We start from the raw sequence: 19,866 nt of genomic DNA on the forward strand, positions 1-19,866 counted from the left end.
TGGAAAGAGGAAGTCTTTAAAATGTAGATCATGCAAGAGTTCAAAAAACCTTTTTTTTAGTCGCTTTATCGATCAGTTTATACTACAGCTATGCCTTAATATTCCAATAGAACAGTGGGGGAAAGACCGTCAAAATGTCATAAATAATTTCGTCGATCGAGTACAAAAGGTTCTCTAACTATTAGAAAAGTTTGATTTTATGCGCCCTAAACGCTGGCTAATTCTTTTCCTATTTTTCTCACTAGGCATTCTTGTAGCCCGCGGGGGAATTTCTGTTGGGCAGAGAGCCAATCTCGATCCCCCTTCTGACCTTATTCCAGCCAGTTTTTTTGGCATTCACATCCATGACGACCCCGCCACAATTCCTTGGTCTAACGTGCCTTTTGCAACCTGGCGTTTGTGGGATGCCTATGTAGCTTGGCCTAATTTAGAGCCACAAAAAGGTGAATGGCGTTTTGAAAGATTGGACAAATACTTGGCGCTAGCCCAGAAAAACAAGGTAGAGATTCTCCTACCGCTAAGTCTTTCGCCTACGTGGGCTTCGGCGCGACCTCAAGAGCGATCGCCTTATTTTCCAGGTGCCGCTGCCGAACCCAAGCAAATAGAAGACTGGCGCAACTATGTACGTACCGTGGCAACCCGTTATAAGGGTAAAATACGATACTACCAGCTTTGGAACGAACCCAATTACAAAACCTTTTATACTGGTACGGTAGAACAGATGGTAACTCTATCACGGGAAGCTTACCAAATTCTCAAACAGGTAGATCCTTCCATCACAGTTGTTTCTCCATCTGCCACAACTTATCAAGACGAGGATACATCTTGGGTGGAAGAATACTTTGCTAAGGGCGGTGGAAATTACGCCGATGCGATCGCCTATCACTTTTATGTAAAAAAAGGCCAAAAACCGGAGAAAATTATACCATTAATTACCACAGTTAAAGAGATTATGGCAAAGTATGGACTCAGCCACAAACCTCTTTGGAATACAGAAGCAGGTTGGGACAGGAAGATGCTCTCTTCCGATCGCGAACAAGCTGCTTATCTCGTCCGCGCCTATATTCTGAATTGGACAGCTGGGGTGTCTCGTTTTTACTACTACGGTTTGCATATGACCCCGCCGAATCTGAGAACACTGACACCAGCTGCGATCGCTTATGCTAACGTGCAAAAATGGTTGATAGGAAACCGGATGACCAGCTGTACTGAGAACCAGAACACCTGGACTTGCCATCTCACCCGTGATGGTGGCTATAGTGCTTGGATTGTGTGGAACCCAGAACACCAGTTGCGCTTCCAGATCCCCGATACTTGGAGAGTGAAACAGATACAGGACTTGACCGGAACCAAGCGCAAGTTGCCAGCCGACAGAACTGTCGAAATTGCTCTTGAACCCTTATTATTCGAGAAGTAAGCACCGTGAAGATGCAGCTATCAGATCATCACATACAATGAATAATAGCACTGTTCATATTTGCACCTGGATTCATTGCGATTTTACAGGAGAAGAAAGCAATTACCCCCAGGTTGGTAGAATATCGTCATCCCCAGAGTTTCAGGAAGTTTACTGGCGCTGTGCCATCGTTTATTTTGCTTCCAGCATTAGAAACAACCCCCAAGCAAATCATATTTTATTTACAAATATCAACCAAAACAAAATCCCCAACACAGGAAAATTCAAAACTCAAGATTTTCTAGTTGATAAAAATGTGAAAATAGTCACATTACCATTTACCTACCAGCCACCCAAAAATTACTTCCAAAAATGGAGAAATCAATTTTATCTATTTGATATTATGAAATATTTAAGCAATAATAGTGGTTTATACGACAGCTTAATTTTGCTTGATTCTGATTGCGTGTGGATAGATTCAGTAGATAAAATTGTAGCTGATCTAGAGAAATATGGTGTACTTACTTACGAGATAGATTACCCACCCGCTCACAAAATTATCGGTTTGAGCCGACTGGAGATGCAAACAATTTATGAGGAACTCGACAATAAAAGCTTGGAGGAGCTTCCCAAGTATTTTGGCGGAGAATGGTTTGCTGCCAGCGGAAGAGAAATCAGAAAAATAGCCGCAGAAATAGACTCAACTTGGGAGTGGTCATTAAGAAAATTTGCCCATAATCAGCCAAAATTTAACGAATCTTCATATAATTTAAGCTATATTTATCACAAATTAGGCTACGATGCTGGAACGGGAAACCCTTACATCAGAAGGATATGGACAACCCTATTTAGGAATAACAATGCTAGTAGTGAAGATTTTAAACTTCATATTTGGCATATGCTCGCCGAAAAGAAATATGGCATAAAAAGGCTTTTTAAGGAAGTATCGAATCCAGAATCTTTATTTTGGAAGTTGCCTCCAGGAAAGCCATTTGCTGAGTATGCCGGACGTTATCTAGGGATACCGAAACGCACCCCCTTAAAGTTAAGTCTGGATTTGTTCGACGCTGTAAAGTCAAGGTTAAGAAAGAAAATCTGAATGTGTGGCGACAAAGTACTTGGACAAAGACAAAGCGCGGGTGAGTCGATCCATCAAATCAGCTGCGATCCCTTATACTGAAAAACAGAAATCATTGATGGCAAAGTCGATGACCACCCGTACTCAGAGTCAGCACACCTCAATTTGGCAGAATTGGACAGCCAAGGGCCATTTATTGTTAGAAAAACAAGCGACGTGAAAATACTGCTACTGCATAACCTTTATCAAATCCCCGGCGGCGAGGATGTAGTCGTGCAGGCAGAAAAAGCCTTGCTGGAAGCCAACGGTCATGATGTCGCCTTGCTAGAAGCCGACAACGATGCGATCGCAAATCGCTTTAGCCAAGTCATTACCGCCGCCAACGCCATCTACTCCCCTAGCGCAAAACAACGGGTGCGGATAGAAATAGCCAAGTTTAAGCCAGATATCGTACACATACACAATTTTTTCCCCCTGCTGTCTCCCTCAGTTTACGATGCTTGCCAGGAAGCTGGCGTGCCAGTGATTCAAACCCTGCACAACTACCGCCTACTTTGCCCCAACGCCTTCTTGTTTCGCGACGGGCACGCTTGCGAAGACTGTTTGGGGAAGTTTGTCCCTTGGCCCGGAGTAGTTCACGCCTGCTACCGGGGAAGCCGGGTAGGTTCTGGTGTGGTGGCGGCAATGCTAACCATGCACCGTGCCAAGGGAACCTGGAACGAAAAAGTAAACCTGTACATCGCTTTGACTGAGTTTGCCCGCGAAAAGTTTATCGAGGGAGGTTTGCTCGTCCACAAACTCTTCGTTAAGCCTAACTTCGTTCCCGACCCAGGTGTCGGTCATGGACGCGGGGACTACGCCCTCTTTGTCGGGCGTCTTTCCCCAGAAAAAGGTTTGGACACCCTGCTTGCTGCGTGGGAACGTCATTCACCGCCAATTCCCCTGAAAATAGTGGGGGACGGCCCCTCAGCCCTGCAACTGCAAGCTGCTGCACAAAAAATCAAGGGAGTCGAATGGATGGGGAGGCAGTCCAAGGAGCAAGTGCAGGCTTTAATGAAAGATGCCCTGCTACTTGTGGTTCCCTCTGTATGGTACGAAGGCTGCCTGATGGTCATCCTGGAAGCTTACGCCGTTGGTTTACCAGTAATTGCTAGCAACATAGGCAGCATAACCTGCATGGTTGCACAGGGTCGTACCGGCCTGCTTTTTCGTCCAGGCGACCCAGAAGACCTAGCAGCTAAACTTGAGTGGGCATTAGCACACCCAACCGCTTTAGCAAGTATGCGCCTCAATGCGCGTGCCGAGTTTGAAGCCAAATACACAGAAACGCAAAACTATCAGCAATTAATGCAAATTTACGATTTAGCTCGCCGCATTAGATAACCATGAACCTGCCAACTTTACCCAAACCTCCAAGCAAAACAAGTGTCTTAGGAATTGGAGTTAGTCGGACTAACTATAAAGAATGCACTGAATTTATTATTGAAAGCGCACGACTGCATCAAGCTTGCACCGTTGCACCGACCCCCGTTCACGGAATTATGACCGGCTATCTTGACCCTTTGGGTCATGGATATCGTCTCAACAAATTTACTATGGTCACCCCTGATGGCCAACCTGTGCGCTGGGCGATAAACCTACTGCGTAATAAAAACGAAAAAGAACTGCGCGATCGCGTTTACGGCCCAACCCTAATGTTGCATCTCTGCGAACGAGCCGCTGCTGAAAATATTAGTATTTTTATCTACGGATCTACTCCACTTGTTCTCGAAAATTTGCAAGTTAATTTGAAAACAAAATTCCCCAACTTGATGATTGCTGGCGCAATTTCTCCTCCCTTTCGAGCTTTAACCCAGAAAGAAGAGGCCGCTTACAATACACAAATTCGCGAATCTGGTGCCCGTATTGTTTTTGTCGGATTGGGCTGCCCGCGCCAAGAAGCTTGGGCATTTGAACATTCCCATCAACTAAACATTCCTATAGTTTGTGTAGGTGCCGCTTTTGATTTCCACGCAGGCAACATCCCTCAAGCTCCACCCTGGATGCAACGCTTTGGTTTAGAATGGTTCTTCCGCCTTACTCAAGAGCCTATCCGACTCTGGCAGCGCTACTTATTGCTCAATCCTCTTTACCTAATTCTCTTGTTTTTACAGCTGAGCAAATTGCTTCCAGTTAAAGCTCCGACAGATTGAAAAACGGATTTTAGCGATATCGGAATTGTTCAGGCCAACCAATAATTTTGGCTATAACATAAATAGTATGGTTAAAAATAAATAATACCTCTCCTCTGCGTTTATAACGAAAAGCAATCAACCAAACGCAATATGACCTATCAACTCAATAGCAGACAAGAAATCTAGTAGGCTCCTTCTTTTCGCAGCACAACTTTGATCGTCTGTAACAGGATTTGGAAGTCAAGGGTAAGAGACCAGTTCTGAATATAGGTTAGATCCAGACGGAAAACATCTTCAAAATCGACAAGATCGGAACGACCGGAAACTTGCCACAGACCAGTAATACCGGGCAATACTTCATGGCGTATGAAGTGATGATCGGACATTTTTTCAACATCTCGCAGGGGAAATGGGCGGGGGCCTACAAGACTCATTTCACCCACCAGAACGTTAATGATTTGCGGTAGTTCATCCAGACTATAACGACGTAGAAACTTTCCTACACGGGTGATGCGGGGATCGTTCTTCATTTTGAACATAACACCGTCTTTCATTTCGTTTCTTGCTTCTAGTTCTTTTTGTAGCCGATCGGCATTCACTATCATTGTGCGGAATTTCCAAACTTGGAAATGACGCCCCTTCAGACCCACCCGTTTCTGTTTATAAAAAATCGCTCCTGGTGAGTCGAATTTTATGAGTAGTGCGATCAGTAGAAAGAGGGGGCTTGCCAACATCAAAATCAGGATGGCTACCACAACATCAACAAAACGCTTAGTCCAAAAATCGCTACCCAGGATGGGTGGAGAACGAAATCTGATGGTGGTCAACCCATCTATCATTTTGATTTCAGACCATTGACTGGGTATTTTGAGACCAATGGGTAAAACTCTTAGGCTGATACCAGAACTCATCAACTCCCAATAAAGAAAAATAGGAGCCCTAACAGCTTCCCAGGAGCAAACAAAAACTTCGCTGACTCTGAGTTGGCGAACCCGTTCGAGGATTTTTACCCAAGATTCTTGGTTGTTCTCTGAAGGGAAAACTGCTTGACCACGAACATCAAATCTTGCTGTTTTATCTAGTAGTTTACGAGCTTCTTCAATATCTGCCGTGTCGCCTAATAGAAAAATTCTCTGACGTATTGCACCTTGACGGCGTAGGCTGACGATCGCTAACTGAATCAACAGCCGCTCTGTGCAAACAAAAATTATAGACAGCACCCAAGCCAACAAAAAGGTAGAACGCGATATTTTAAGATCCGGATCGTAAAGAAAAGCAATAATCAATAAAACAATCTGCGCCAGGGTAAGCGATTTGACTAGCGTTAAGTAATCCCGTCTTTTATCATCCGTACCGTATAGACCAGAAGCGGCAAGTATGCCAAAGGTTAATACTAGAATCGGTAACAAAAACCCCGGCTCTTGTCCAGACTTCCAGAAAAGCTCAAAAGAATCAACAGGCGTTCCCCAAGAGTTGGCTATTATCCAAGTTAAAGACAACATAAGGCTATCCAGCACAAGCAGGATGGCTACCCGAAGCCATCCTACACCAGTGCCTTGGCGAAGCCTAGTAATAATCGGAGCGCGTAGGTCAGGCATATTTTGGTGCTAGATCTTGTGTAGGGCAGACACATCGACGATGTACAAGTGTGTATGCTTCCCCTATTTTTTAGCATATACCTTTTTTGACACAGGCATTTCTTAACACTTGTCACTCGATCGACTGGCAAAAGTTTGGCAACATATAAACAGTAATTAGCTAGCGGCCTCAGTAAATACAGCCTTGCATATAGGTGAGAGCGACATCAACGCAATGCTTTGACGATCGCACCGAGCTGGCCAAAGCCTTGATAAGAGTTGATGCTATCTGCCACTCCAGCGTCTTGGAGCAACCCGGAAGCAGAAGCTAGCGGTCTGCTCCAGAGCAGCGATAATCAGACCCTCACCCTAAACAATTTACAGGAATACGGCGAAGGGCGGTATTGGAGGCGGAACCCCTCTGGCAAATTGCCAGCTAACATAGCCACATAATAAGGAAAATTGCGCTTAACTTCAGTCCACCCCGGCATGAGCAAAACCGCCCTAAATTTAATTGCCATTTTAGTTTTTGCGATGACGCTTTCGACGCTTTTGGGGCCTTTGTTGAACATATCACCTTATGTGCCAGCGATCGCCACTCTGACCGTCCTGGGACTCGCCACCCTCGATACTCTCTCTTGGCAGGGACAGGGAGCCAACCTACTTCTGGATTGGCTGGCAAGTGCTTCTCAGGAGCATCGCGATCGCGTCGTCAGGCATGAAGCAGGACACTTCTTGGTAGCTCACCTTTTAGGAATACCCGTCACCGGCTATGCCCTCACCGCCTGGTCAGCCTTCAAGCAAGGACAACCTGGACAGGGGGGCGTCACATTTGACGATCGAGAATTGGCATCCCAACTGCAACAGGGAATCATATCAGCCCACCTGTTGAATCGCTACGGCACCGTCTGGATGGCTGGAATAGTTGCCGAAACCCTAGTCTACGGTGACGCGGAAGGAGGAGCCGAAGATCGGCAGAAACTGGGAACAGTTCTCGCCCAGCTGGGGCGTCCTGCCGCGTCGTACCCGCAGCAACAGCGACATTACGCTCTCCAAGCCCGCACCCTCCTGCAAGCTCACTGGGCGTCCTACGAAGCTCTCGTGGCCGCAATGGAACAAAGGGCTTCCGTGGCCGAGTGTTCTGAGATTGTCGCCGCTTTTTGCCGGGATGCCTCAAAGAGTTAAGAATGTTGAGTTTTTAATTAAAAATCTTAACTTAAAATTCAAAATTCATAATTTTTCCTTAAGAGGGAGTCTCGTCTGATGGCTGATTTCCTTCACAAATCACTCGGTTGCGTCCATTAGATTTAGCACGCAGCAGGTTTTGATCGGCACGATTAAGTAAACTGACTCCGTTGGCGTCATCATCTGCTTGAAGTGAGGCTATCCCAATACTGGCCGTAATATTTAGCGCCCGGTTGTTGTCAACTGTAAAGCATTGGTTGCCGATCGCGCGATTCAGGCGAAGGGCAACCTGTTGTGCTTCTTGAGCATTTGTGTTGCTGAGAACGATCGCGAATTCCTCGCCGCCATAGCGAAAGGGCGTGTCTTGAAAGCGCAGATTGTGCCGCAGGCGAGCCGAGAAGAGCTGGAGGACGCGATCGCCTACTAAATGCCCATAATTATCGTTGATTGACTTGAAATAGTCGATATCCAACATCAGCAGGCTCAGAGGTACATCTCTGACTCTGGCGTTCTGAATTTGCCGGGGTAACTCCCAGTCTAAAGCCCGACGGTTATTCAGTTCCGTCAACGGGTCAGCCAGCGCGATCGCAGACAACACATCGTTGGTACGCATGAGATTGCGGTAGATTTGCACTCGCCCGATCCCAGTTTGAATCTGCGCTTGCAGAAGATGATTTTGGAGCGTTAATCCTGCTTCCCAGGACATATCCCCTTTTCCGTGATTGGGCAGTAACCACATATAGGCGTCTGCGCCTCCTTCCAGCGCCGCTGCTCTGAATCCTAACTCCCAATTCCAGCCCGGTAGGATTTCCTCAATAGCATTCTGAGGTTGTTCTGCGATCAGGATGCAGTAGATCCAAGCCAAACTGGTCTGTTGTTTCATCTGACGACACAAATCCAAGCTGCCAACTTGGCTTGCCTGTAGAATCAGCACATCGGGCTGTTGTGCTTGAATCAGAGGCAGCACTTCCTTGGGACTGGATGTAACCTCTACCGTACAAGCTGCTATATACCGCAGCCGTTCTAGAAGTGTTGTTTGAAATTCATCACTTCCAACTACAAGAATGGAAGCATCCATTGGCGTAGGGCGCTGGGTGTGAACATTTGAGCGATGACTGCGGCTTGATAAGAGAACTTTCACGGATGTCAAAGCATAAAATTGTAAATTTGACGAGAGAGGTGAGAGACTCTACCCCCATGTTTTATGAGTATATCTGGGTTGAGACTACCTACTGGTTGCACTTTTAACCCACTTTTAACATTTTCGGGTTTCTACAACTCCCAGGGATGCCTCGAACGATGACCGTCGTCTACCTTAACGCAATCTTTAAGTAAAATTGCCGATCGCCTTTTCTGTGTAAGCACCTTTAATCCAGTAATCTGCGCTTCACTTCAACTACCGTGTTTTTACATAAATCCGATCGGGAATATCCCTGCTTATGACTATGGTAAGCTACTCCAACAAGGCTTAATGAATTACCAACTTTTTTGGGACGATTTTGTTTGTGTTACAATTCATACATAATAGCTCAAAGCTGCATATTTGTAAATTGGTTCTTGTTACTTCGCCTTATACTCCACGGGAATTTTCGCACTGGCGAAGAGGGAGGAGTTTACAGATATTTACAGAAACCCACGCCAATCCGTAGGGTTTGTGTGGGTTTCTGTAAATCTTTGAACTAAAAATCAGAGGAGCTAAACTCAAAAAGGGCGGCATCGGTTGAACGGGTCGGTTTCCTATCCCACCAATTTCTTCGCGCCAGCTGAATCCTGTACCTGACGCTCAGCTGCCTGTGCATTTAGCTTTTGGTTCAAATCTCGAATGCGGCGGGAAAGCAGACGAATTATATTGACCGCAATTCCCGGCGTTTCTTCGATCGCATCATATAGTTGCTGCTGAGTCAGCACCAGACACTCGCAGGCAGTCACGGTCGAGACCGAGGCGGAACGGGGTTCTGCATCAAACAAGGACATCTCGCCGAAGCAGGCTCCCTGCCCTAGCTGGGCTAGATCGTTAGTCCCTATATGCACCCGCACTTGGCCGAGTACGACTATGTAGAGCGATCGGCCCTCCTGCCCTTGCGTAAAAATAGTGTGCTTAGCTGGAAATGATAGCTCATCCATCACCGACGCCAGTCGCACGAGAAAATCATCTCGCAGTTCCTGAAAGATGGGCACGCCCCTGACAAACAATAGCCGATCGACACTGGTAAGCATCTATCTATACTTTTATCTGATAATAATAATAGTTACAGGTTTTATAGGCAAATATTACACTTGCCTCGGACAACCATTTTGTAAGGTGTCACCCTCACTGGACGTACTACCACGCCCTGTATTCCCTCAGCATAAGCGTTGGGAAATGCTTTTCTGATAATATTAGCACTGCCATTCACATCCGCATTAATCAGTCTGCCATCACCAGCACGAAACAAACCTCGCTTAATTCGCTTACCTTTGTACTCCGAATGCTTGACACAAGGTTCATTATCTAAAAAAGAACACTTTGTAGTGTAACTTTCTTCAATAACTTTCACAACAATTCCTGCTAACTCTGCTTTATAAGTCAGCATTTCAATAAACCGTGCATGAGGTATTGCTACGAAATTTTGATGATTGCGTCTGCCCAGATTTTTTTCCTGTTTCCACTCATCGTTTTTACCAATTCCCAGTGTCCCGATTCGGTTAGCTGCCAGATAATTGACAATAAATCGACTTGCATTATGCAGGTTATTATCTACTTTTACATTTCGCTTGTGAGTTAATTGTTCAATTTTGATTGATGTCTTTCTCTCTCCCTTCAAGTATGACTGCAATACTGTCTTCTTTTTGTGATAGTAGGCATTAATTGATTTCCGGGGTTTCCCATTTATTATGAGCGGTAAAAACCGCTTTTGATTGGATGTAATTCTCGCTAAATTATTGAGGCCAATATCAATCCCTGCTATCACTTCAACACCTGATGATGATTGATTTCCAGACTTTTGCTCATCAACTACCTCGACCGCGTCATGGTAAGTTTTTGGGACGATTCTGACTTGATTTACTTGGCTGACTTTAGTAGTCAAAAATATGTTGATCTTAGACAGATTGATTATCCCTTTATTGAGCCATTGTTTACTGATGGCTTGCGCTGTGTAAGTCAGTACATTTCTGCCTAATGTCTTATGTTTATATCTGGGGATTTTTGGTCTGGCTTTGAATTTTTCTGGATGTAGGCTATATTCCTTGGTAGCTTCAAAGAATGATTTCCAGCTTTCATGTAATCTCAATAATACTTGCTGAGATACTTTGGCTGGTAATGCTAGATAGTCAGTCGTTCCCTGACATAGTTTCTGTATTTTGTAATAGTCGAGGTATTCTTCTGAAAGGATAAATTTTTGTCTGATTAGGTAGTTGGCGTAGTTGAAAAGATTCTTAGAAAGAAAACACAAATTATCTAGCTGTTTGTATAGCCAGTGGTTTCGATCGATAATGTGCTTTTCAACTAGCTGCATTGTTGGCCCGTGATTTGGACTATACTATACTATAAATGGTTATTAATGGATATAAAGTCAATGAAGTTTTACAATACCTAACTCCACCATCATCTCCTGCACTTGAGCGGCTACCAAGCGATCGGGATCTTGTTGGAGTTTGGGTAGCAGTTCCACCAGGGCACGTTCCGACGCAACTCTCAGGTAAGCTATAGCAGCTTCCCGCACAAAACCAGTGGGATGACGCAGACAAGCTATGGTAGGTTCAGCCGTCAAATTCCAGCGGGCAGATCTAGCCAAATGAAAACAGCAAGCTAGAGACCAGTCTGACAGAAAGTGCCGCAAAGATAGCAATCGACGGACGCGATCGGACTCATCCAAAGGTTGATAGACAACTAGCGCCCCCAGACTTTGCAGTTTTTCGGGATCGGAGTTGCGATCGAGAACCGTGAGCAATATACGTTTAGTGGGAATATCGATCGTCTGATCTAATATTTCTATCCCGCGTGCCATCTCAGATGGGGAACCCGATCGCAAATTGAAAGCTGCCGCCTGAATAGCCCCAAGCGGATACAAAAACTTCATCAGCAGAAAACAACGCTCAATAGCATCAATGCAGCTAAGCGCAAGTGCCCTTTCCAGCAGTTCCGCTTCGCGGGATTTCAGTTCAGGACCCAGGTCTGCCCTAGCGGCGTACATCTGAGCCATAAACATAAGTTCCTGGTCGATTAACATTTCTACCCCGCTGCGGCCCAGCCGGTCTAGCACGCTTTCAATTCCGGTGTCATTGGGCAGCTTCAGCAAAATTTGGACTATCTGGCGTCTGGTGTTTCCCCAGGCAGTCATCAGATGAGACACTAAAACGCTCATGGCTTCGATCGTGCCAATCTGACCGATCGCATCCCAGGCGTAGCGCCTGACCAAATCCGGTTTGTGAATATTTGTCGCCAGTCCTACCAGCATAGGAATAGCGTCGTTTTCCAGTCGCACTAAAGCGTGCAGGGCAGCCTCGCGGGTAGACTTGTATTCCAGCCCTCGTAGCAGGGAGGGATAGTACTCATCCAGGCGCGTTGCCGCGATCGCCTCCAGCAAAGCACAGCGTACCCGCAACGACTTATCTCGCAACAAATTGGGAATTTGGAGTCTCAGCGCCTGCAAATACACTGCCTCCCCCAGCGCCCGACAACCCATCACCCGTTCTTGTTCTTCTGGATGAGTTAGCATCCGCCGCAAGACAGATGTGGCTTCTGCCTTTTGTGTAGCACTTCCCAGCCGCAAAAGTAGGGAAGCAGCAGTGCCCCGCACCATTGGATTGACCTCCGATCCCAGATAGGGTCTCAACTGACGCAAATCTGGCTCTGGTTCGGTTAGCCATACGTAGCGCAAAGCGACGGCTAAAACGTCTGGTTGAGGGTCTGATTCTACCAGGGCGCGAACCAGGTTGAGATAGGCGGGATTGGGGTTGTTGAGCATCACCTCTAAGCTTTGACGCTGCAAGGCGGGAGAAAACTGAGGTAGCAGAGGCGCTAGGATCTCCCCAACATCCTGGGAGTATATTTGGCTCAAAAGTTCAATACAAGAACGTTTTTCGGCCTCCTCTGCGGGACGTTCCAGCACTTCTACCACTGCTCGCCTCAAGACTCGCAAATCGACATCAGCACTCCCCAGCTGTCCCCTTTGGGCGCTTAAGACTAGCAGGTCTACATAGCGCGATCGCAACAGCCAAACCGACAGCAGCCATGCCAAAGCGAAGATCACTATTCCGATGACGACAATCCAACCCAGCCACTCCTTGCGGACTGTCTCTCCCATCTTGGGGAATTGCCAATGCAGAAACCAAAGAAAGGCTAAGATTGCGCCTCCCGTAAAGCCTGTAGCTATCGGTTCCGCAATCCCACGGGCTTTCGTCTCCACAGCGCCGCGCAGGTTATCAGGAATGGGTTGGAATAGAACAGAACCAGTGCTAGCAACGAAGGTGTAACGCAGGAGTTCATCTACAAATTTCAGCACTATTAAACCAATGAACAATTCCAAACCATTCAGGGATATTACGCGCAAGAGAGTCCCGATCAATATCGCCAAGGGGATTAAACCCAGGATCGCCATCACAGCGGGTGGCAGCATAGCGGTTACAAACACACCCATCCGCTCTATTACCCGACTGGAGATAAACCATTGAGTTATTAGTTCGCAGATTCCGACGATGCCACTAAATAGACCCAAGAAACTGGCAATCTGTTCGGGTTTTAAATGCAGCTCCAACTGAGATAGATACTGAAAGTCGATTAGCAACAACAATACCTGGGCGATTACAAAAAACGCATACAAAAGTAACTCGTATTGCCGTAGCGGGCCTGCCAACTTACGGGTAGAACCTCCCTCGTTGAAGTCTCTCGAGTTACTTGGGTGAGAGTCGGGAAAAGACTGCTGGTAGCGATTGCTCAGATAATAAACAATTACAGCCCCCAAGACTAGCATTACTGCTGCTAGCAGGATGATGTTGTTCAGCCCGAATATGGAAAGGAGCAGCGGTAATGAAAAGCCGCTGAGTACGTCTGCCACCAAACTGCCGCTGCTAATCAGGGGGAACGTGCGCTTAATTTCTCGGATATTAAAGAGCTGATTGGCTGTAAGTGAAGTGTTCAGGTGATTGAGCGCGTAGGCTCCATCTACCCACAGCGGTAGCAAAAACACTGTCAGCCAACCCAAAGAGTCAACTTGTAACCCCAGACGAAATAAAAGTAGGGGGATAGCTAGCAGCGTTGCGATCGCTACAATAAACTGGCGCAGCGGCAAAGTTCTTTGCATCCAGGTTGACATTAGGCCCAAAGCACCGCCCAGTCCCGCACTGGCAATATAAATCCAGGGCAACCACTCTGCTCCCAACTGATCCAAGAACAACGCGACTGTGCTAGCCTCTAACCAGACCAGTCCCACTGAGGTCGTGGTGTAAACTGCGAACATTAGAAATGTGCGTTCGCTTTCTTCTGGACGCAGATTTAGCCATTGCAGCAATACTCGCGAAATACTCGCGCGAGGCAAGGCATTACTTATTTTCATATATAGCCATAGTTCAGATATCGCTTATTTTGCTGCTGATAAGCAATTTTAGCCTTGTTCCCTAAAACAAATCTTCTACTTTATCTAAAATTTGAAATTTTCTTTACTACCAAATGTTTGCCCTGTGTTTTGGCCGTAGCCGATGGCAACAAAATGCGTCCGGGCGGCAAGAGCCTAATCTTGTGGCGTTTAACCCAGGGCAAAACAGTCGGTACTGATGAGGGCAGGTTATTTTTTAGGAGCTAGCAGCATCATCATGTTGCGTCCTTCTTTTTTGGGCGCTTGCTGGACTTCCGCAACCTCCTGCAAATCGTTCGCCATTCGGTTGAGCAGCTCTTCTGCTAAGTCGCTGTGTTGAATTTCCCGACCCCGGAACATGACGGTCGCTTTAACCTTATCTCCTTCCTGAATAAAGCGCTTCGCGTGAGCTATCCGTACATTATAGTCGTGTTCCTCAATCTTGTAGCGCATCTTCACTTCCTTGACGTCAGCAGTATGCTGCTTTTTGCGGGCTTCTCGCTCTTTTTTTTCTTTCTCAAACTTAAACTTGCCGTAGTCCATGATCCGGCAAACCGGAGGGTCAGCCTTATCGCTAACTAAGACAAGATCCAGTTCTTTTTCCACCGCTAAGGACAGAGCATCTTGTGGGGTCATGATCCCAAGTTGCGCGCCATCGGTATCAATAACCCGAATTTTAGGAAATCGAATGCGTTCGTTGATTTGGGGTAAATTGCTAGGGCGTCTTTTTTCGATCACAGGCATTAAGATGTGTATGAGCAGTTGATTGAGAGTTGGATTGGGCGGTGCATTACAGCATTATCCAGTTGCTTGATGGGGCCTTTGCGGTACATGAACGGCAATGCCGTCTCAAGAACGAGAAACCACCATAAAGCTTTTTGTGCTTGTATTTGCCATTCTACTCAGTATGATTCGGTTTCGGCCTGATTGTTAATCTTATTTGTGACGTACTCCCGACACCAACCGAAGCAGTATGGTGTGGGCTTCCCAAGAGTCCGGCAAAGGATATCAAGGACTTCCTTCGAGGTACTCCAATGTTTCCCTCTACGGCATTTTATAGTGAGGAACACGACCAGCCCCACTTGTTTGATGAAAAAGTTTTTTTTTCTAGACCTAGATTGTTATTCTGCGATGCTAGATAGAAAAATTTTACCATGATTATTGCAATGAGCGATCGTCTCGTCGCCATAACGCTTCGTTTGGTGTGGAGATTCCCACCTGTCTAGCTAACTTATCGGCTCGCGTGGGTGGGTCAGAGGGGCTAGGGAGAAGGGAAAAGGGAAGATTTTAGATTTCAAATTTGAAATCTGCAATTCTTCAATCTTACTCCCCCGCTCCTCCATTCTCCCCTGATGTCAACATTATGCCAATTATATGCGTGAGTGCTTAATTCATCCCAATGACCAATAACCAATGAGGAAAGCTAAAATTAAAGTCTAGGCAATATTTTGTAAATTTTTTTGAAGCAGAGGTCAACGTGACAACTTCCCTGCACTGGGAACAACGGGTTGGAAGTCAACGGGACTGGGTTTGGCGGGGCTGGCAAACGCGATATACATATATGCTGCCTACCCAGTCTGCCAAGAGTGGGACGACCTTAATCCTACTGCATGGATTCGGGACTTCTATTGGCCACTGGCGACACAATTTGACGGTGCTGAGTCAGTCTCACCCAGTTTACGCCCTGGATATGCTGGGGTTCGGCGCTTCCGAGAAAGCACTGGCGAAATATAATGTATCACTTTGGGTAGAGCAGGTCTACGACTTCTGGCGGACTTTTATCGGGCAGCCGGTTGTGTTGGTTGGCAATTCTATCGGTTCTCTGGTGTCTCTGGCAGCGGCGGCAGCCCATCCTGAAATGGTAAAGGGTATTGTGATGATGAGTCTGCCCGATCCATCGGTGGAAGAGGAAATGATTCCCTCACCATTGCGTCCGCTCGTTGCTGGGATTAAAAGCATAGTTGCTTCGCCGTGGGTACTCAAAACCCTTTTCTATTGGGTTAGAGGTCAAGGTCGAGTTCGCAGCTGGGCAGCTCTAGCTTATGCCAATCCCGAAGCTATTACTGACGAACTTGTCGATATCTTGGTTGGCCCTGCACAAGACCGGGGTTCCGCCCAAGCCTTCGCCGCCATCCTGAAAGCGATGACCAGTTCAAAGTTCGGCCCCAGTGTCAAGTCATTGTTGCCAAACTTAAAGATTCCTATGCTCTTGATCTGGGGTGGACAAGACCGGATGGTGCCTCGCAGTTTGGCCTGTCAGTTCAGACAGTACAACCCCAATTTGGAAGTCATTGAGTTAGACAATGCCGGTCACTGTCCTCACGATGAATGCCCTCTTCAGGTTAACCAATTGATTTTGGACTGGGTAGAAGCCCGGTGTGGAAACGCCAGTCAGCTCGATTCGACACCGATGCCTTCCGCAGTTAACAGATATTAGGGGCATTAGGTTAATTATGCCGTGCTACTACACTACTAAACTAACGGGCGCGATCGCGCCCGTGAACCTCTCTTTTTGCAGGTAGTCTTTAGACGAAACTAACGCGGTATTTTTCCCGATCGAATACTCCCAAGATATCGGGTCAAATACCTAGCCAATCTGAACCTGGTCAGTATCTACATTTGTTGCGCCGTTGACGTTGTTGGCGACGGAAACCATCTTGTTGAGAATTTGCTGACTGGGAACTTCTCCCTTTAAAACTACAGTACCGCCAGTCTGAGCTACCCAAAGACGATCGATATCAGCTAGTTCCGAGTCTTGGTCAAAAGCGAGGGCGACTCGCTTGGCTAAACCACTTTGGTCGTACTCACCACTCAATCCCACTCGCTCTGGAGAAATTTCTCCACCATCGGGGGCAGACTCAACTGGTGCAGGATTTGTCTGAGCATCAGCGGGTTTTTCCATTCCAAATAGGCGCTTTAACCAACCCATTGGCGTTTTTACTCCAATAAAAAAGGACACAAGTAATAATTAAACGATTTTGTGAGATTTAGCGCATCTATCGTCAAAAAGATTTTATATTCTGCCGATACTAAGTCTTTGGATAGAGAAACGAGGGTTCGGGTTTTGTCAATGTCGCCTGACAAAGGCTTGACGAAGTTTTGCTAGCGCCAGCAGTTGCGGTAATATGGTTAGACTAAATCCTTGCTGCTTTTGACACCAAGCCCAGGACAGCTATGGCGGGGGTTTCCAAGGGGGAAGAAAGATGAAACATACCATTTCGGTTTTAGTTGAAGATGAAGCCGGTGTCCTGAGCCGGATTGCTGGTCTGTTTGCCCGCCGCGGCTTTAATATTGAAAGTCTGGCAGTTGGCCCAGCAGAGCAGATGGGAATCTCTCGTATTACGATGGTCGTTCCTGGCGATGACCGGGTAATCGAGCAACTTACCAAACAACTTTACAAGCTGATTAACGTCCTCAAGGTGCAGGATATCACCGAAACCCCTTGTGTAGAGCGAGAGTTGATGCTGCTAAAAGTGAACGCCAGTAGCACCAACCGTTCAGAAATTATTGAACTGGCTCATATTTTTAGGGCGCGGGTGGTGGATGTGGCTGAGGAGTCTCTCACTTTGGAAGTAGTAGGAGATCCTGGTAAGATGGTGGCGATCGTCCAAGTGCTGCAAAAATTTGGCCTTCGCGAAATTGCTCGCACTGGAAAAATTGCCCTCACTCGCGAGTCAGGTGTCAATACTGAGTTTCTCAAGTCTTTGGAAGCAAAGATTTCCTGATCGGGCTTATTGCAAAAATACGCCTCTGCGATCGACTTTGGCAATCTTGTAAGAGAGAGTGAGGTGGGCAATGCCCACTTCACTCTAGTCGATCAGGAGGGAGATTTTACCTGCGATCGAGCCTGTTTCCAGCAAGCGGTGGGCGTCGGCTGCTGCTTCTAAGGGGAAGGTTTTGCCAAGGTGAATTTTGAGGTTACCTCGATCGATTAAACGCGCACATTCTTCTAGAATCTTACCTTGATGTTTTTGTGCTTCAAAGAGCCCTTGCAACATCGGCGTTAGCATCAGTTCCAGGCTAATTCTGAGATTTCGCAATCTAGCTGTCTTAAAATTACCCAGGGTTGGATCTGGCTCTAAAATTGTGATGAGATCGCCGTAAACCTGTACGGTTGGAACAGTTTTGTAGAAAGTTTCGCCGCCTACTGTGTCTAAGGCGAGGTCTACTCCTTCTCCTTGAGTCCAGTCTAATGTGGCTTCGACGAAATCGGTTTGCTTGTAGAGAATTACTTTATCTGCACCGAGCTTGCGAACGAATTCGGCTTTTGACTCGGAACCAACAGTGGTACAAACTTTGGCACCTCGCAGTTTTGCCAATTGTATCGCTACATGACCGACGCCACCAGCACCGGCGTGAATTAAAACTTTTCGTCCAGCTTCCAAACCGCCGCGATCGTATAACGCTTCCCAAGCTGTAATTAAAACTAGGGGGGCTGCGGCTGCTTCGGCAAAAGAGAGGGAGGTGGGTTTAGGGGCGACATACCGCTCTTCTACAACAATATACTCAGCATAGTTGCCGTAGCGATCGCCCAATCCACCATAGCAAAAATATACTTCGTCGCCAACACGAAAGCGCTTGACCGCAGCACCGACTGTTTCGACGATACCAGCACCATCACATCCTAAGATAGCTGGCATTTTATCTGGATAGAAAGTGCCCCGTTGCCGTAGTTTTGTGTCAATAGGGTTGACGCCTGCTGCTCGCAATCGTACCAAAAGTTCCGTGTCTCCAACAGGAACGGCTGGGTTTTCGATTTGTTGCACTTGCAGGACTTCGGGATCTCCGGCGGCTGTCATTAAGACTGCTTTCACAAGTTTCTCCTCACGGCTGAAGCTGATTGTATTGAAACTCTACCGCAAGTGGGAGGAGAATGCTCTAGCCAGCGTCACGAAGAGCAAATGCGATGCCAAAGGCGAATTATTGTAGCTGTAGCCGTGTTACTGCATCAAAATAACGATGAAAACAACGCTGATGAAGATCAGCAGAAACGGAGTCCAATCGTCATCGTAATGATCTTTCTCGTCAAGATAGCGCTCAAAACCGCATTTCAGGCAGACATATCGGCGGGGATTGCGGGGGTCGTTGACAAATGGGCATTGAGCTTGATTGCACTCTTGAGTGCGGTTTTTATCTTTCCCTATCATCAAAACCCCCTGTTCAGAGCAACTACCAGTTGTTAAATACAACGAATGCGATCGCACCATCAGGAAAGTTGCTTAAAATTGCAGATAATTTGAAGAGTTGAACCGTTCGCCAAATTTGACGGTCTAAAAAAATTAGTGTTTGACCTTGAGGACGAATGACAGAATGGGAAGGCTTCAATCTAGGCTTGTGCAACCTGTGAAGTTAGATGATCGTTCCGTAGATAAAGACGGAGTTGAACTTATAAAAGATCCCCCTAAGTTCAAACTCAGGGTGCCGAAATGGTTACTAGGGCTTCTGGTTCTTGGTTTGTTAGCTGGTGGAGGCTATATTGCATATACTCAGATGACAACCGCTCAGCGCCAGGAAGCGAGACGCCGAATTCAAACGGTAACCGTGGAACGTGCTAATTTGCCTATATCGATTTCTGCCAATGGTACCGTGCAACCGGAGCGATCGGTCAATGTCAGTCCGAAGAACTCTGGGGTACTAAAAGAATTGTTGGTCAAAGAGGGCGATCGCGTCAATACAGGGCAAATTCTCGCCTACATGGATAACTCAAATTCCCAGGGACAACTGACTCAAGCAAAGGCTCAACTGACATCCGCACAAGCAAATCTTAACAAACTGCTAGCAGGCAATCGTCCCCAGGAAATCGCCCAGGCACAAGCACAATTAGTATCCGCACAAGCAAATCTTAACAAACTGCTAGCAGGCAATCGTCCCCAGGAAATCGCCCAGGCACAAGCACAATTAG

General features: G+C 46.7%; 17 protein-coding genes and 1 pseudogene. 9 read left to right on the plus strand and 9 right to left on the minus strand.

Annotated features, from left to right (window positions below; all coding sequences use genetic code 11):
• Positions 1–199: 199 nt before the first annotated feature.
• The 4 genes from LAY41_RS25175 (at position 200) to LAY41_RS25190 (ending at position 4,666) form a co-directional block, all read left to right on the plus strand.
• Positions 200–1,417, plus strand: a complete 1,218-nt coding sequence (locus LAY41_RS25175) for a GH39 family glycosyl hydrolase (RefSeq protein WP_249104112.1) — start codon at positions 200–202, stop codon at positions 1,415–1,417.
• Positions 1,392–2,495 carry a hypothetical protein gene (locus tag LAY41_RS25180; RefSeq protein WP_249104115.1) on the plus strand — a complete coding sequence of 368 codons (1,104 nt, stop codon included), beginning with the start codon at positions 1,392–1,394 and terminating at the stop codon, positions 2,493–2,495. The genes LAY41_RS25175 and LAY41_RS25180 overlap by 26 nt, the downstream gene beginning before the upstream one ends.
• Before the next feature lie 195 nt (positions 2,496–2,690).
• A complete protein-coding gene (locus LAY41_RS25185) occupies positions 2,691–3,857 on the plus strand; it encodes a glycosyltransferase family 4 protein (RefSeq protein WP_249104118.1) in 1,167 nt (388 codons plus the stop codon).
• Positions 3,858–3,859: 2 nt separating this feature from the next.
• A complete protein-coding gene (locus LAY41_RS25190; protein ID WP_249104121.1) occupies positions 3,860–4,666 on the plus strand; it encodes a WecB/TagA/CpsF family glycosyltransferase in 807 nt (268 codons plus the stop codon).
• Positions 4,667–4,830: 164 nt separating this feature from the next.
• Here LAY41_RS25190 and LAY41_RS25195 read toward each other — a convergent pair whose 3' ends face one another.
• Complete coding sequence (locus tag LAY41_RS25195; protein ID WP_249104124.1) at positions 4,831–6,246, minus strand: sugar transferase; 1,416 nt, start codon at positions 6,244–6,246, stop codon at positions 4,831–4,833.
• Positions 6,247–6,507: 261 nt separating this feature from the next.
• On the opposite strand from LAY41_RS25195, the gene LAY41_RS25200 reads away from it, so the two are divergent.
• On the plus strand, positions 6,508–6,678 hold the full coding sequence (locus tag LAY41_RS25200; RefSeq protein ID WP_249104127.1) for a hypothetical protein: 171 nt from the start codon (positions 6,508–6,510) through the stop codon (positions 6,676–6,678).
• Positions 6,679–6,714: 36 nt separating this feature from the next.
• Positions 6,715–7,410 carry an ATP-dependent Zn protease gene (locus LAY41_RS25205; RefSeq protein WP_249104130.1) on the plus strand — a complete coding sequence of 232 codons (696 nt, stop codon included), beginning with the start codon at positions 6,715–6,717 and terminating at the stop codon, positions 7,408–7,410.
• A gap of 58 nt (positions 7,411–7,468) precedes the next feature.
• Here LAY41_RS25205 and LAY41_RS25210 read toward each other — a convergent pair whose 3' ends face one another.
• The 5 genes from LAY41_RS25210 to infC form a co-directional block, all read right to left on the minus strand.
• Positions 7,469–8,488: a GGDEF domain-containing response regulator gene (locus LAY41_RS25210; RefSeq protein ID WP_249104133.1), complete on the minus strand. Its 1,020-nt coding sequence runs from the start codon at positions 8,486–8,488 to the stop codon at positions 7,469–7,471.
• A gap of 659 nt (positions 8,489–9,147) precedes the next feature.
• A complete protein-coding gene (locus tag LAY41_RS25215) occupies positions 9,148–9,627 on the minus strand; it encodes a Crp/Fnr family transcriptional regulator (RefSeq protein ID WP_249104135.1) in 480 nt (159 codons plus the stop codon).
• A 41-nt stretch (positions 9,628–9,668) separates the two neighbouring features.
• The gene (locus LAY41_RS25220) at positions 9,669–10,907 is read right to left on the minus strand and encodes an RNA-guided endonuclease InsQ/TnpB family protein (RefSeq protein WP_249104138.1); all 1,239 of its coding nucleotides are present in this window, start codon (positions 10,905–10,907) and stop codon (positions 9,669–9,671) included.
• 57 nt (positions 10,908–10,964) lie between these two features.
• Positions 10,965–13,946 (minus strand): Npt1/Npt2 family nucleotide transporter, encoded by a 2,982-nt coding sequence (locus LAY41_RS25225; protein WP_249104140.1) that lies wholly within the window; start codon positions 13,944–13,946, stop codon positions 10,965–10,967.
• Positions 13,947–14,174: 228 nt separating this feature from the next.
• The gene (infC, locus tag LAY41_RS25230; RefSeq protein ID WP_249064534.1) at positions 14,175–14,708 is read right to left on the minus strand and encodes a translation initiation factor IF-3; all 534 of its coding nucleotides are present in this window, start codon (positions 14,706–14,708) and stop codon (positions 14,175–14,177) included.
• A gap of 733 nt (positions 14,709–15,441) precedes the next feature.
• Here infC and LAY41_RS25235 point away from each other — a divergent pair.
• On the plus strand, positions 15,442–16,401 hold the full coding sequence (locus tag LAY41_RS25235) for an alpha/beta fold hydrolase (protein ID WP_249104143.1): 960 nt from the start codon (positions 15,442–15,444) through the stop codon (positions 16,399–16,401).
• A gap of 150 nt (positions 16,402–16,551) precedes the next feature.
• Here the strand turns inward: LAY41_RS25235 and LAY41_RS25240 are convergent, their stop codons facing one another.
• Positions 16,552–16,893: a BON domain-containing protein gene (locus LAY41_RS25240; RefSeq protein WP_249104145.1), complete on the minus strand. Its 342-nt coding sequence runs from the start codon at positions 16,891–16,893 to the stop codon at positions 16,552–16,554.
• 274 nt (positions 16,894–17,167) lie between these two features.
• Here LAY41_RS25240 and ilvN point away from each other — a divergent pair, with 274 nt between their 5' ends.
• On the plus strand, positions 17,168–17,689 hold the full coding sequence (gene ilvN / locus LAY41_RS25245; protein WP_249104147.1) for an acetolactate synthase small subunit: 522 nt from the start codon (positions 17,168–17,170) through the stop codon (positions 17,687–17,689).
• Positions 17,690–17,773: 84 nt separating this feature from the next.
• On the opposite strand, the gene LAY41_RS25250 is transcribed toward ilvN, so the two are convergent.
• Positions 17,774–18,778 carry a zinc-dependent alcohol dehydrogenase family protein gene (locus tag LAY41_RS25250; protein WP_249104150.1) on the minus strand — a complete coding sequence of 335 codons (1,005 nt, stop codon included), beginning with the start codon at positions 18,776–18,778 and terminating at the stop codon, positions 17,774–17,776.
• 126 nt (positions 18,779–18,904) lie between these two features.
• Complete coding sequence (locus tag LAY41_RS25255; protein WP_249104153.1) at positions 18,905–19,111, minus strand: hypothetical protein; 207 nt, start codon at positions 19,109–19,111, stop codon at positions 18,905–18,907.
• A 196-nt stretch (positions 19,112–19,307) separates the two neighbouring features.
• On the opposite strand from LAY41_RS25255, the pseudogene LAY41_RS25260 reads away from it, so the two are divergent.
• Positions 19,308–19,866 (plus strand): annotated as a pseudogene (locus tag LAY41_RS25260) (efflux RND transporter periplasmic adaptor subunit); the annotation flags it as partial.

Source organism: Argonema galeatum A003/A1 (assembly GCF_023333595.1).
Taxonomy (GTDB): domain Bacteria; phylum Cyanobacteriota; class Cyanobacteriia; order Cyanobacteriales; family Aerosakkonemataceae; genus Argonema; species Argonema galeatum.